This is a genomic window from Photobacterium iliopiscarium, assembly GCF_003026395.1.
In the GTDB taxonomy this organism is placed as follows: Bacteria; Pseudomonadota; Gammaproteobacteria; order Enterobacterales; family Vibrionaceae; genus Photobacterium; species Photobacterium iliopiscarium.
In genome coordinates, this window is sequence record NZ_PYOO01000012.1 from 42,281 (window position 1) to 57,046 (window position 14,766).

Sequence of the window (14,766 nt, forward strand, 5' to 3'; positions counted from 1 at the left end):
ATGGCTGCCCTGTTTAGCGAAGAGTCTTACCATGTCAGCTGTTGCTCCTTTGTCCGTATTGCCATCATTATTATCCAGCCAAGAAATTTTGCAGGATGTATTTGGCTATCAAGAATTTAGGCAAGGTCAACAAGCCGTGATTGATGCGATCACGGCAGGTAATGATTGTTTGGTGATTATGCCTACGGGGGGCGGGAAATCATTGTGTTACCAAATTCCAGCGTTAATGATGCCGGGATTAACCTTGGTGATCTCACCGCTTATTTCGCTAATGAAAGATCAAGTCGACCAATTAAATGCCAATGGTGTTAGTGCTGGCTGTATTCATTCAGCGATGTCACGTGAAGAGATTCAAGCGACGTTTGATGCGATGCAAACTGGCGAGTTACGGTTAGTTTATGCTTCGCCTGAACGGGTGCTAATGCGTGATTTTATTGAACGGTTGCAGCAACTTGATTTAGCGATGGTTGCTGTCGATGAGGCTCACTGTGTTTCTCAATGGGGACATGATTTTCGACCAGAATATGCGGCATTAGGGCTACTGAAACAGCAATTTTCACCGTTGCCCGTGATGGCGTTAACGGCGACGGCTGATGACGCAACACGACAAGACATTATTAGTCGGTTGGGGTTAACCGATCCTCATTGTTATTTAGGCAGTTTTGATCGACCTAATATTCGCTACACCCTATGGGAAAAACATAAACCGTTAACACAATTAAGCCGCTATTTGGCGACGGTGCGCGGTCAGTGCGGGATTATTTATTGTAATAGCCGCAAGAAAGTGGAACAGATCAGCGAAAAATTGTGTGAAAGTGGTATTCGAGCGGCGGCGTATCATGCTGGCATGGAGTATCAACAACGCAGCGCTGTTCAAGAGGCTTTTCAGCGGGATGATATTCATGTGGTCGTCGCGACGGTAGCATTTGGAATGGGGATCAATAAACCCAATGTGCGGTTTGTGGTTCATTTTGATATTCCACGTAATATTGAATCCTATTATCAAGAAACCGGACGTGCTGGACGAGATGGTTTGCCCGCAGAAGCGTTATTACTTTATGACCCAGCTGATTTAGCGTGGTTACGCCGTTGTGTTGATGAAAAACCTCATGATGCACAGCGTGATGTTGAATTGCATAAACTGCATGCTATGGGTGCATTTGCTCAAGCGCAAAGTTGTCGTCGCCAAGTGTTATTACATTATTTTGGTGAAGATCAACGTCAACCGTGTGGGAACTGCGATGTGTGCCTTGATCCCCCGCAACAATTTGATGCCGTTGAAGCCGCTCAAAAAGCCTTATCGTGTGTATACCGTGTGAATCAGAATTTTGGTCTTACATATGTTATTGATGTTTTACGTGGAATGCAGAATCAACGTATTCGTGAATACGGCCATGATAAATTAACCACCTATGGTATTGGGCGTGAATATAGCCATGAATATTGGGTCAGTATTTTACGCCAATTGATTCATCGTGGATTCTTAACCCAAAATATTAGCCGTAATTCAGTATTGCAACTTACAGAGCAAGCACGACCATTATTACGCGCCGAAATGGCGTTATCATTGGCGGTTCCTCGGCTTGATACTGCTGCTCGCAGCAGTAAAGTGGATCGAATGGCTAATCGTCAGTATGACAAAAAATTATTTGCGAAGTTACGTAAGCTACGTAAAGCGATTGCTGATGACGATGATATTCCACCGTATGTGGTCTTTAATGACGCTAGTTTGATGGAAATGGCGGAGCGCTTACCAAGTTCAAAAGGTGAGTTTTTGGCGATAAATGGGGTAGGTCAGCGTAAGTTAGAAAAATTTGGGGTGGTATTTTTGCAATTGATTGGCGATCATTTAATGGCGGCCGATGAGCATAATTAGCGGTAATACATGATGGATAATGATGTTAATTGGCTTCAAATAAACCTTGAACAGGGAACGTTAATTGTTACCCCCGCAGTGTTTGAATTTGATGATTTTGCTGTGGTTGCAATGGCATTATTACAGCGTTTAGATGCAACCTTGGTTGAACAAGAGCAAAGTGCTGACCTTCAACAGTGGCTAATTGACTTTGAAGGGTGTCAGTTATTACTTAAAGCTGAATATTACACCGCGTCGATGTGGCTGGAGTTACTGACCTTGAATGACATTGAGCCTTTAATTTTTATTCAACAGTTATTGTCTTACTACTAGGCAAATAAATGCTGTGCTGTATAATCGCCGCCCTGGTGTTGCTGGTGGTTATCGCTGGCAATGAAAATGTTTGGGTTCCCTCCCCCCAATGACAAAAAGGTCTTTCATGACTGCTTTATTCAAATCCAACGCAACAACAGCTAATACAGCTACATTCAATGTAACAACGACTGTTTTTTCGGCAGCTCAACAGCACAAGGCTTTATCATATTTGGTCGCGTTTCATTTAGTAGTGATCGCATCAAGTAATTATCTCGTTCAACTCCCGTTTACTATTTTTGGTTATCACACCACTTGGGGGGCATTTACCTTTCCGTTTATTTTTTTAGCAACAGATCTAACGGTACGTATTTTTGGTGCCGGAATGGCTCGTAAAATTATTTGGCGAGTAATGGCTCCGGCTCTTATTGTGTCGTATGTGTTGTCAGTCCTATTCTTTCAAGGTCAATATCAAGGCTTTGCTCATTTGGCCGAATTCAATCTTTTTGTTGCCCGTATTGCGATCGCGAGTTTTATGGCGTACCTATTGGGACAAATATTGGATGTATCGGTGTTTAATCGCCTACGTCAAATGAAGCAATGGTGGATTGCGCCAACAGCATCGACCATTATTGGTAATGCACTTGATACGACTGCCTTTTTTAGTATTGCGTTTTATCACAGCCCTGACGCTTTTATGGCACAAAATTGGACTGAAATTGCGCTGGTGGATTACAGCTTTAAATTAATTATTAGTTTGGGTTTATTTGTACCTTTATATGGGGTGTTGCTTAACTATTTAATTAATAAGCTAACCACATTAAAGCAATCATCACTTTCTGACACGGCAAGCGTGATTAAATAAGAGATAATACTTTTTTGTTGAGGTAGGTTATACAGTGGCTCTAAGTGGGAATTAATCTCAATTAGATATTGCATTTTAGTTGAGAATGGTTATTATTAGCATGCTTTCAAACAACAGAGAAACCCCTTTTTCTGATGCTTGAGGCACGACATTGCTCACATTGCTTCCAGTGTACTTCAGCTTGGTAATGGTGCTTAGTGTAGGGCTAAAAACCGATTACTACTTTTGCTGAGCGACGCATCACACAGTGCGTCGCTTTTTCTTTTTTAAGCGTTTACTGTTTATTATGCCGTTTATGCTAATTTTATTAGCTCTCGTACCAGTTTATTGATTCCTGTTGCCGCTTCACTAATGTTGGTTGCCAACATATAAGCCGGTGTGGTTAATAGACGTCGTTTCTGATCCAACACAAAATCATCAACAGGGCACTGAATATGCTCACCTCCCATGGTATTAAATGCAGCAGCAGTGTCAGGATCATTACCGATCGTGGCTTTTGCGCCGGGACCATAGATCTGCGGGATCAAGGTTGGCGCAATACATAAATAACCCGCAGGTTTATTGGCTTGAGCAAACGCTTGGCAGGCTTGTTTAACGTCTTCGTTGATCTGACATGCGCTGCCATGGAGTGCAAAATCAGATAAATTGTTGGCGGCACCAAATCCACCGGGTACTAACAAGGCGTCATAGTCATTAATATTCAAGGTGGCGACATCAAAAATATTGCCGCGTGCAATTCGTGCTGATTCGACTAAAACATTACGGGTTTCATGACTGACTTCACCAGTAAGGTGATTAATAACCTGATATTGATCGATGTTGGGAGCAAAACAGTGCCAGCTTGCCCCTTGTTGCTCGATGGCTAATAAAGCCAATACTGCTTCATGGATCTCGGTTCCATCAAATACCCCTGAACCGCTTAAAATTACCGCAATTTTCTTCATAATGGCATCCTAACTAATCAAATAGACTTATATTGTTGTTATTATTGGCTTGGTTAAGATTATCTAGCTAAGGTTGTCCACAATCAATGATCAATATGGGATCGAGGATCTAATTTAAGCTTTCTTATTAAGTATATGAAAATAAATACAATCATGAGTAATTTTTATTTTCAGATAAAAAACGATCAACTGGCGTAAATTAAATACTAACAAAGTTATCCACAGAAAATGGATGAATAACACAAAACAGCAGTTAACAGTTGCGGTTGAGCATGGCATTCTAGTAAATATTGCATTTTTTCTGTGGTGTAGGGATAAAATTGGTCGATAATAGACCTAACCTGAACTACTTTCGCTCGGATATAAGAATAACCTTATGGCTACGATTCCTGAAAATCCATTGATCCTTATCGATGGATCCTCTTACCTTTATCGCGCTTACCATGCCGCCCCTAATTTCACTAATTCAGATGGTGAACCAACAGGTGCAATTTATGGTGTGGTTAATATGTTACGCAGCATGTTACGTCAGTTCTCAACTGATCGTTTTGCGGTTATCTTTGATGCTAAAGGTAAGACATTCCGTGATGATATCTACCCTGAATATAAAGCTAACCGCCCACCGATGCCGGAGGATCTTCGTGGCCAGATTGAACCATTACATGCAGTGATCAAAGCGATGGGATTACCGTTGATCGCGATCTCTGGCGTTGAAGCGGATGATGTGATCGGTACGCTAGCAACACAGGCCTCTAAGCTAGGAATCCCGGTATTGATCAGTACTGGCGATAAAGATATGGCGCAGTTGGTTGATCAACATATTACTTTGATCAATACCATGACGGATGTGGTGATGGATGCCGCTGGCGTTAAGGAAAAATTTGGTGTTGGCCCTGAGTTTATTATCGATTACTTAGCGTTAATGGGGGATAAGGCTGATAACATTCCTGGCGTTCCTGGTGTTGGTGAAAAAACGGCGACAGCGTTATTGCAAGGTCTTGGTGGCTTAGATACTTTGTATGCCAATCTTGATGATATTGCAGCGCTAGGCTTTCGTGGCTCAAAAACCATGGCTAAAAAGCTGATTGATAATAAAGAAGCGGCTTATATGTCTTATAAGTTAGCGACGATCAAGCTTGATGTTGAATTAGAACTTGCCCCTGAACAATTATGTAAAGGTGTACCAGACATTGATGCACTAACTGAATTGTTTGGTAAATTACAGTTCCGTCGCTGGCTAACCGAAATGTTGGATGGCAGTGATGGCCGCATTGTTGCTGATGAAAGTGCAGCAACTGCGCCAACTGAACCTAAAATCATTGCGCCAACGATTGATCGTAGTGGTTATGAAACCGTCCTTGATGAAGCAAGTTTTAATCATTGGTTAACCCAGCTAAAAAATGCCGATGTATTTGCATTTGATACTGAAACTGATGGTCTTGATTACATGACCGCTAATTTAATTGGGGTGTCATTTGCGGTTGAAGAAGGCAAAGCGGCGTATGTGCCTGTTGCTCATGATTATCTTGATGCGCCAGCGCAACTTGATCGTGATTGGGTCTTAGCACAATTAAAACCATTATTAGAAGATAAAAATTTAGCTAAAGTGGGTCAAAATTTAAAATTTGATGCCAGCATTGTTGCACGCTATGACATTGATATGCAGGGTATTAAATTTGATACCATGCTTGAATCTTATGTTTATAACAGCGTTGTTGGTCGCCATGATATGGACAGCTTAGCGCTACGTTATCTTGAGCATAAAAATATCAGTTTTGAAGAGATTGCCGGTAAAGGTAAGAAACAATTAACCTTTAATCAAATCGATCTTGAGCAAGCAGGACCGTATGCTGCTGAAGATGCTGATATTACGCTACGTCTTCATCATGCGTTATATCCAAAAGTTGTAGCAGATGAAAAGCTGAATAAAGTATTTGAAACAATTGAAATGCCGTTAGTGCCAGTATTATCTCGCATGGAACGTACCGGTGTTTACATTGATTCTGCTTTGTTAGGGGCGCAATCGATCGAATTAGCACAGCGATTAGATGAAATAGAAAAACTGGCTTATGAATTAGCGGGTGAAGAATTTAATTTAAGTTCACCAAAGCAATTACAAGCGATTCTATTTGAAAAAATGGGATTACCGGTTATTAAAAAAACTCCTTCAGGTACGCCTTCAACGAATGAAGAAGTACTACAAGAGTTGGCGTTAGATTATCCATTACCTAAATTGTTATTAGAATACCGTGGCTTAGCGAAATTAAAATCCACTTATACTGATAAGTTACCTAAAATGGTGAATGCAGTAACAGGCCGTGTTCATACTTCTTATCATCAATCTGGAACGGTGACGGGGCGTCTATCATCAAGCGAGCCTAACCTACAAAATATTCCAGTTCGTAATCAAGAAGGGCGTCGTATTCGCCAAGCATTTGTTGCTAAACCGGGTTATAAAATTCTGGCAGTCGATTACTCTCAAATTGAATTGCGTATTATGGCGCATCTTTCGGGTGACCAAGCGCTGCTGGATGCATTCCGAGATGGTAAAGATATTCACGCTGCAACCGCCGCTGAAATTTTAGGGTTAGCGATTGATGATGTGAGTACTGAGCAACGTCGACGCGCGAAAGCCATTAACTTTGGTTTAATTTACGGCATGAGTGCATTTGGTTTAGCCAAGCAACTTGATATGGGTCGTAATGAAGCACAAGACTATATGAATGTGTATTTTGAACGCTACCCCGGCGTTTTAGAATACATGGAAAGTACCCGTAATAGTGCTGCTGAACTTGGTTATGTTGAAACCTTATTTGGTCGTCGTTTGTATCTTCCTGATATTAAAGCGCGTAATGGTTTACGTCGAAAAGCGGCTGAACGAGCAGCAATCAATGCTCCAATGCAAGGTACAGCTGCTGATATTATTAAATTTGCCATGATTGCCGTTGATGAATGGGTACAACAGCAACCACAAGGGCAAGTTAGTTTGTTAATGCAAGTACACGATGAATTGGTGTTTGAAGTAGAAGCTTCAGTATTAGACAGCGTTACCGCTAAAGTACGTGAGTTAATGGAGCAAGCGGCAACGTTAGCCGTGCCATTAATTGCCGATACTGGTTGCGGTGATAACTGGGATCAAGCCCACTAATTAATACTGTTATTTCTTGATCAAAAAATGATAGCTGATCGTAAGATTAGCTATTTTTTTGTTAAAATTAAGAACGAATATGTAAAAATTACTTACAATATTATGAAAAAAAACTACAACAAAGACTTCCAAAAACTGAGCAATTGATATACAGTTGATGACGTAGGGTACAGAGGTAAGATGTTCTATCTTTCAGACCTTTTGTTTCACGTTATTGGATTTGGCTGATTCAGCTGCCCCAGTCTATTTATTGGACTGGGGCGTTTTTTATGGTGCCAACATCAAATTTATCTGCGCTATAGCGATATTCTCGCATTAATTTCCTTTTTTATTATTTCTATCTTCGATGTTTGTCGCGGCTTATTTGTGTTTGTTTTTCACGCTAAAGTAACAATATTGCTGCTTTTTTATGATAAGTCTCACTTATTTTTGGTTGGTTGATCTATTTTCGAGGCTGATTTGTATTTGTTAGCATATTTTTTAGAGTAAATACTTTAAATTTAAAATTGGCAGGCTATAATGATTACAGCTTCTTGTTCATATTTGGTTTTGTGGGTCAGTAATAATGACTTGCCGACAAACAAAGACATGGAATAGCCATTCTCGGCATTGAGAATGGCTTTTTTTTTGGTTTTTTTTTAAACAATTGACGATGTAATTTTATTCCACAAAAAGATTAAATTATTAACAATTAGTGAGCTTGTTTTTTGTTTAAAATAATGTCGCGTGATCAGGAGTAGTAGAAGATTTAACGCAGAGAGGTGTCGAATGGGGGCATTTCTTGAAAGTTATTACAACGATTTGTTAACGTTACTTATTTGTATTTACCCCACCAATGACGGTGGGGTATTTTTAGTCTAGTGTGGTGTTTATTCTGCTGACGGCAGATTAAAAACTTCACTATCGTCAGCGGCCAATACACGCTGACGTTCTAGTTCTGGTGCATACCACTCATCAAGTTTATTACGTACTTGATCTACGCCAATTCCCTTCAATGCAGAGAAAGCTTCAACCTGAACGTTACCGCCAAATTCTTTCGACATTTCACGGATTTTTAATACTTGTGCTTTACGCGCACCGCTTTTTAATTTGTCAGCTTTAGTTAATAGTACTAATACTGGCAAACTACTTTCAATTGCCCAATTAATCATTTGCTGATCAAGGTCTTTCATTGGGTGACGAATATCCATCAATACCACTAAACCTTGTAAACATTCACGGCGTTGCAGGTATTCACCTAAAGCTTTTTGCCATTTTAGTTTGAGTTCAAGCGGTACTTGAGCAAAACCATAGCCTGGTAAGTCAATTAAGTTACAGCCATTAATGATTTCAAACATGTTGATTAATTGCGTACGGCCTGGGGTTTTAGAAGTACGAGCCAAACCTTTTTGATCGGTTAGGCGATTTAGTGCACTTGATTTACCCGCATTGGAGCGACCAGCAAATGCGATCTCAACGCCGGCATCTTGTGGCAAGTGACGAATGTCCGGTGCACTTGTGATAAAACTGGTATTTCTATAGTTGAGAGGTTGATTCACTGTTAACTCCGTCAAGCGCTGATGTTGTAAAAAAAGCGCTTTTTTGTGAAATTGTCTAAGATATATTAAACCGTGTTTGGTTTATGGTCGTATTGTATACCATGTCACTGAGCATTACTTGTGGTACGGAAGCTCTATAATTATAAATGGAATGTCATGAAAAAATTAGTTTTAATATTTACTCTGATGGCAAGTTATTCGGCTTGGGCACAAGGAGACATTGATGCGGGTAAATTAAAAGCCGCCACTTGTGTCGCATGCCATGGTAATGATGGTAATGTAATAATAGGACAATACCCTAAGTTAGCAGGCCAACATGCTGATTATTTAGTAAAACAACTTGCTGATTATAAATTAGCCGTGACCAGTAGCGGTGCTCAAGGTCGTAGTAATGCAATTATGGCGGGTATGGCTGCGGCATTATCAGCTACCGATATGGCCGATCTCGGTGCGTATTTTTCTTCTCTGCCTATTTCTGGTAATACCACGCCTGAGAATGTGATTGCGATTGCGGAACCATTATACCGTTTTGGCGATTCCGACCGGGGTATTGCCGCGTGTATCAGTTGTCATGGCCCACGCGGTAATGGCACCAGCTTATCGGGGTTCCCCAAAATCTCGGGTCAAAATGCACAATATATTCAATTACAATTACAAGCATTTCGCTCCAGCGCACGTAATAACGACCTCAATGCAATGATGCGTTCGGCGGCGGTTAAGCTTAATGATAATGAAATTGAAGCACTCTCTGCTTATGTTGGTGGGTTGCATTAATGACGGTATTAGCCGTTTTATGTGAAAAGTTGCCTGACGTTACTTTTTTTTAATGTTTTAGTAACGGTGAATTCGCCTGTAGCGCTGTAAGAGATTGACCATTGCTGATGGTAATTATAATGATTTGATCTGTAGTCGATTATTTTTTTGTTTTATAGAACAGACACTTGTTTATTGCTGATAAATACGTGTTGAAAAGTGTGATCTTGATACATTGTTTTAATAATGACTTCAGGTAAATTACTCCCTGTCGACAAGGAATGCGACACAGGAAGGAAGCGCTAGGATAGCTTAAGCATTGGATGCTTAAAGGAAGCACAGGACGTCTGGTCAGGAGACTAGAATAGACGCGGGATGCGTAGGGATTGTCAAGGTAGACACTCAAGGAATAGAGGGTAGCTATAGTAATATAGCTCAGGTACATCAGGACGATGTATCGCATAAGGATGGTGGTATAGTTATTGGAGCGTAACATTGCGATAGGGATCGCCAACTTAGGATAAGTTGTTACACCATGGATGGGTAAAAATGGATGCGAAAATTCACTAGGATAGTGACGAACAATATTGGCATGGACCGCAATTATAATAAATGGATATTTGTTAAACCGGGACGTTGCTTGCTGGTTACGGAAAGACTAGACAGAATTATAAGCTCATAGCTTACCCCATAGAGCGATAGGTGCAGACCTATTGCTTTTTTTTCGTCTAAATTTTGGTGTGAGTGAAGGTTATTCTCATGATTTACATGTGATATTTTACTTCTTATCCCGATATAATAGCTGAATAAATTGAACAATTTGTCAGCAGAACTACATCTTAACTGCAATTGGGTATAGAATAGCCCGCTCGATTTTACACCGCTGCTGCTGTTCGTAAACATTCAGTCGTTGTGGAGAAGACAATGGATAGATGTCCACTTTGTGGTAGTAAAGATAATTTATGGCTAGTAGCAGATACTAAACGTGATTATTTTCGCTGTTTACAATGTGCATTAATTTATGCCGATCCGACAACCCATTTAATATCGTCCCAAGAAAAATCTGTTTATGATCAACATCGGAATAACCCTGATGATGATAATTATCGACAATTTTTAGGGCGGTTAGCAACACCACTTGTGACACGATTACCACCGCCCCCGTTATTAGGGTTGGATTTTGGTAGCGGCCCCGGGCCGACCTTGTCAGTGATGTTGACTGAAATGGGGTATACTATGACAATCTACGATCCTTATTTTGCAGCACAATCTGTAGTATTAAAGGGTCAGTATGATTTTGTTACTTGCACAGAAGCAATCGAGCATTTTTATCAGCCTGCGAAGGAATGGGGGCTGTTGCTACGTTTAGTCAAACCCGGCGGTTGGCTTGGGATTATGACTAAACTAGTAACCGACACTGATGCCTTTGCGCATTGGTACTACAAGAACGACCCAACCCATGTTAGCTTTTTTTGTCATGATACGTTTTGCTTTTTAGCACAACGAGATGGCCTTGAAGTTGAGTTTGTTGGAAATGATGTGATTTTGCTGAGGAAACCCCAGTAATGACCCGTAAAAAAAGAGCGCGCACCGTAGGTTCTGAAGGCCCTGCTGTATACCGTGAAAAATCAAATACTAAAGTTGATGTTGAGACACGTGAACGCCAAAAGGCGAAAAAACGTAAAGGCTTAAAATCAGGTAGTCGTCATTCAGCTGTTGAAGATAATAAGCAGCGTAATGGTGGCCAGAAAAAAGATCCACGTTTAGGCAGTAAAAAATTAGTTCCACTTATTGTTGAGCCTAAAAAACCACAAAATAAACAACAGCGTCGTTTATCAGCAGAGCAAGAGCTTGCAATGCTTGAAAATGATGCTCAATTGATGGTGTTATTAGATCGTATTGATGCTGGTGAAAAACTAGGGGCTGGTTTGCAAAAGCAAGTTGACCTTAAGTTAGATCGCATTGAACGTTTAATGAAGCAACTTGGTTTATTAGATGTTGTTGAAGACGTTGCTGCGCCAGTGAAAGAAAGCGCTAAAGCTAAGTCAAAGCCTCGTTCAGATGATGATTTATTAGCGCAATTTGAAAATATGGATTTTGATAATTTCGATAAGGAGTAACCGTTGCAGGGAATAACACTTCTGTTTGTTATTGGTGGCGTCATTGTGGTTGGATTAGCAATATACGCTGGATTGTTATTAGTTAAGCTTTCTAAACAGCAACAACGGCATAAATTGTTTTTAGCCCGCGCTGCTGAGCAACAAGCTGAAGCAATTAAAGCTAGAAACGACAATATATTAGAAAGCGTCTTTATTATCGCAATGGCATGTAAACAAGAACAGTGTGATATGTCTGAAGCCGCGATTCGGTTATATAAATTAATGGAAGTGTTGCAAGCAGATAAACATGTTGATTTTGCAGCAACGTATCCGGCATTAACTGATTTGTATCAAGTCGTTAAAGATATGCCGCGTGGCGATGCGCGTCAGCAAATAGAAAAACAAAGCCGAATGCGATTTGATCTTGAACGCATGAAAGCTGAGTCTCGTCTACAAGCTGATATTAAACTTGAATTAGATGCCATCCTGTCAACCAAGGTTTAACTCATTATCGTTATTATTAACACCGCCATTTATTGGCGGTGTTTGTTTTTGTTCAGAGTGTAAATTGAACAACAGGGATAGGTTTTACTTTTCGTCAAATGGTGACACACTCTATTTATTCTATCTTCACCAAATTGGAACAATGTCATGTCAAATGAGCAGATTATTTGGGATCAGGCCCTGATTGAAAAATATAATTATTCAGGCCCGCGTTATACTTCTTACCCGACCGCACTAGAGTTTAATCAAGCATTTACTTCTGCTGAATTTGAGATGGCATGTCAGCAATATCCTGATCGTAAACTATCACTTTATATCCATATCCCATTTTGTCACAAGCTTTGTTACTACTGTGGCTGTAATAAAATTATTACGCGCCATCAAGATAAAGCAGATCAATATTTAGATGTGCTTGAGCAAGAAATTAAGCAACGTGCGACCTTACTTGGTGATCGTCAAGTGAGTCAATTGCACTGGGGCGGCGGTACGCCTACATTCTTAACGGCGGCACAAATTAGTCGTTTAATGACAGCACTACGCAGTGCATTTAATTTTGATGCTGATGCTGAAATCAGTATTGAAGTTGATCCCCGTGAAATTGAATTGAGTATTCTTGACCACCTTCGCAATGAAGGCTTCAACCGCTTAAGTATCGGGGTGCAAGATTTTAATAAAGACGTGCAGAAGTTAGTTAACCGCGAGCAAGATGAAGGTTTTATTTTTGCGATGGTGGAACGCGCGCGTGAGTTAGGTTATCGCTCAACCAACCTTGATTTAATTTATGGTTTACCATTACAGACCAAAGCATTGTTTGCTGAGACATTACAGCAAGTGTTAATCATGAAACCGGGTCGATTATCAGTGTTTAACTATGCTCATATGCCGACCTTGTTTGCCGCTCAACGTAAAATTCATGAAGATCAATTACCGTCAGCAACAGAAAAGTTAGCCATTTTACAAGATACGATTGCGACGTTAACGGGGGCAGGGTATCAGTTTATTGGTATGGATCACTTTGCGTTACCGGATGATGAATTAGCGGTTGCGCAGCGTGATGGTATTTTGCACCGTAATTTCCAAGGTTATACCACCCAAGGTGATTGTGATTTATTAGGTATGGGTGTTTCTGCTATTTCAATGATTGGTGATTGTTATGCGCAAAACCAAAAAGAATTGAAATTGTATTATAGCCAAATGGCAGAACAACAAACGGCATTGTGGAAAGGGGTAACCTTAGACGCTGATGACTTGTTACGTCGTGAAGTGATTAAAGCATTAATTTGTAATTTCCAATTAGATAAACGTGCGATTGAAACTGAATTTAATATTGATTTTGATAGCTATTTTAGCGAAGACTTACAATTGCTACAGACATTCATTGGTGATGAATTAGTGACTGTGGGTGACAATATCATTTATGTTGAGCTAAAAGGGCGGTTGTTGATTCGTAATATTTGTATGTGTTTTGATAAATATTTACGTAATCGTGCTCGCCAGCAGCAGTTCTCACGGGTTATCTAATCCTTAGTTAATTCTTAGTAATATTGTTATAAAAAACGCCTCGGTTTCACGTGAAACCGAGGCGTTTTGTTATGTGCATTATTGGTCGTTAGCGCGACGTTATTATGACTTGTTGTGATTAACCACGTTTGCTGGCGATATCTCGTAGCGCCTGCTTTTCTGCCGCAGATAAGAATGCTAGATCTAGTCCATTGATTTGTGCTTGGCGAATTTGGGCGGTGCTTAAACCGACTTTAGGTGCAGCAACTTCATATTCGTAAGGCAGCTCAATCCCTTCAACCGCAGGATCATCAGTATTCAAGCAAGCTAAAATACCGTGCTCAAGGAAAGCTTTAACAGGGTGTTGAGTAATGTCTGCTACAGTACTGGTTTGAATATTAGAAGTAATGCAAGATTCAATACCAATACGATGCTCAACAAGGTAATCCATTAATTTAGGATCGTTAACCGCTTTAACACCATGACCAATACGGACGGCACCAAGCTCATTAATCGCTTGCCACATACTTTCAGGTCCTGCTGCTTCACCTGCATGAACGGTTACCTGTAACCCTGCATCACGAACTTGTTTAAAGTGTGAGATAAATTGGGTACCCGGTTGACCAAGTTCATCACCGGCAAGATCAATCGCCACTAATTGGTCTTTATGGCTAAGTAGCGCATCAAGTTCTTGCTGGCAAGCTTGAGTACCAAATGTACGGCTCATGATACCAATGAGGTTTGCTTTAATACCAAAATCACGGCAACCTGCGGCAACACCATCAGCTATGGCTTCTACCACACCTGCAATTGGCAGGTTGTGTTTCATTGCCATGTAGTAAGGTGAAAAACGCAATTCAGCGTAATCAATCTGAGCATTAAGTGCATCTTCAACATTCTCGTAAGCAACACGACGACAAGCCTCTAAATCACCTAATACCGCTACACCCCAATCTAATTTACTGAGGAAAGCGACTAAACTTGGTTCTGCTTCAACAATTTGCACGTGTGGGCGCAAGGCTTCAATTTCTGTTGCGGGCAGGATAATATTAAATTGCTGACCAAGCTCTAAAATAGTTTGAGGGCGAATATTGCCGTCAAGATGGCGGTGAATATCCGTAAGTGGAAGATCTTTGTTTATCATGATTATTATACTTTCCAAAGATAATGGTGGTGTAAGTATACGCAATCGCTAAATGACATTCACCACTGTTGCAGATAAATGTGCGTTGGTGCAAATTGTCGTCA

13 protein-coding genes are annotated in these 14,766 nt (G+C 40.5%); 10 read left to right on the plus strand and 3 right to left on the minus strand.

Going from position 1 to position 14,766, the window contains the following annotated elements; translation table 11 throughout:
- Window positions 1-31 precede the first annotated feature (31 nt).
- The 3 genes from recQ (at window position 32) to C9J51_RS15435 (ending at window position 3,032) form a co-directional block, all read left to right on the plus strand.
- Complete coding sequence (recQ, locus tag C9J51_RS15425) at window positions 32-1,876, plus strand: ATP-dependent DNA helicase RecQ (RefSeq protein ID WP_045040182.1); 1,845 nt, start codon at window positions 32-34, stop codon at window positions 1,874-1,876.
- Between the two features lie 9 nt (window positions 1,877-1,885).
- On the plus strand, window positions 1,886-2,188 hold the full coding sequence (locus C9J51_RS15430) for a DUF3630 family protein (protein WP_045040181.1): 303 nt from the start codon (window positions 1,886-1,888) through the stop codon (window positions 2,186-2,188).
- Between the two features lie 106 nt (window positions 2,189-2,294).
- On the plus strand, window positions 2,295-3,032 hold the full coding sequence (locus tag C9J51_RS15435) for a 7-cyano-7-deazaguanine/7-aminomethyl-7-deazaguanine transporter (RefSeq protein ID WP_082301494.1): 738 nt from the start codon (window positions 2,295-2,297) through the stop codon (window positions 3,030-3,032).
- A 293-nt stretch (window positions 3,033-3,325) separates the two neighbouring features.
- On the opposite strand, the gene elbB is transcribed toward C9J51_RS15435, so the two are convergent.
- Window positions 3,326-3,976 carry an isoprenoid biosynthesis glyoxalase ElbB gene (gene elbB, locus C9J51_RS15440; protein WP_045040180.1) on the minus strand — a complete coding sequence of 217 codons (651 nt, stop codon included), beginning with the start codon at window positions 3,974-3,976 and terminating at the stop codon, window positions 3,326-3,328.
- 376 nt (window positions 3,977-4,352) lie between these two features.
- On the opposite strand from elbB, the gene polA reads away from it, so the two are divergent.
- Entirely contained in the window at window positions 4,353-7,124 is a 2,772-nt protein-coding gene (polA, locus tag C9J51_RS15445; protein WP_107237803.1) for a DNA polymerase I, read from the plus strand.
- A 180-nt stretch (window positions 7,125-7,304) separates the two neighbouring features.
- Window positions 7,305-7,352: a hypothetical protein gene (locus tag C9J51_RS19795; RefSeq protein ID WP_438616993.1), complete on the plus strand. Its 48-nt coding sequence runs from the start codon at window positions 7,305-7,307 to the stop codon at window positions 7,350-7,352.
- 641 nt (window positions 7,353-7,993) lie between these two features.
- Here C9J51_RS19795 and yihA read toward each other — a convergent pair.
- The gene (gene yihA / locus C9J51_RS15450; protein ID WP_045036851.1) at window positions 7,994-8,662 is read right to left on the minus strand and encodes a ribosome biogenesis GTP-binding protein YihA/YsxC; all 669 of its coding nucleotides are present in this window, start codon (window positions 8,660-8,662) and stop codon (window positions 7,994-7,996) included.
- A gap of 156 nt (window positions 8,663-8,818) precedes the next feature.
- On the opposite strand from yihA, the gene C9J51_RS15455 reads away from it, so the two are divergent.
- The 5 genes from C9J51_RS15455 (at window position 8,819) to hemN (ending at window position 13,539) form a co-directional block, all read left to right on the plus strand.
- Window positions 8,819-9,436: a c-type cytochrome gene (locus tag C9J51_RS15455; RefSeq protein ID WP_045040177.1), complete on the plus strand. Its 618-nt coding sequence runs from the start codon at window positions 8,819-8,821 to the stop codon at window positions 9,434-9,436.
- Window positions 9,437-10,339: 903 nt separating this feature from the next.
- Entirely contained in the window at window positions 10,340-10,981 is a 642-nt protein-coding gene (locus C9J51_RS15460; protein ID WP_045036849.1) for a class I SAM-dependent methyltransferase, read from the plus strand.
- Window positions 10,981-11,535 carry a Der GTPase-activating protein YihI gene (yihI, locus tag C9J51_RS15465; RefSeq protein WP_045036848.1) on the plus strand — a complete coding sequence of 185 codons (555 nt, stop codon included), beginning with the start codon at window positions 10,981-10,983 and terminating at the stop codon, window positions 11,533-11,535. Before C9J51_RS15460 ends, yihI begins: the two co-directional genes overlap by 1 nt.
- A 3-nt stretch (window positions 11,536-11,538) precedes the next feature.
- Window positions 11,539-12,018 (plus strand): DUF2489 domain-containing protein, encoded by a 480-nt coding sequence (locus C9J51_RS15470; RefSeq protein WP_045036847.1) that lies wholly within the window; start codon window positions 11,539-11,541, stop codon window positions 12,016-12,018.
- 147 nt (window positions 12,019-12,165) lie between these two features.
- Window positions 12,166-13,539, plus strand: a complete 1,374-nt coding sequence (hemN, locus tag C9J51_RS15475) for an oxygen-independent coproporphyrinogen III oxidase (protein ID WP_045036846.1) — start codon at window positions 12,166-12,168, stop codon at window positions 13,537-13,539.
- Window positions 13,540-13,657: 118 nt separating this feature from the next.
- Here hemN and add read toward each other — a convergent pair whose 3' ends face one another.
- Entirely contained in the window at window positions 13,658-14,662 is a 1,005-nt protein-coding gene (gene add, locus C9J51_RS15480) for an adenosine deaminase (protein WP_045040176.1), read from the minus strand.
- Window positions 14,663-14,766 lie beyond the last annotated feature (104 nt).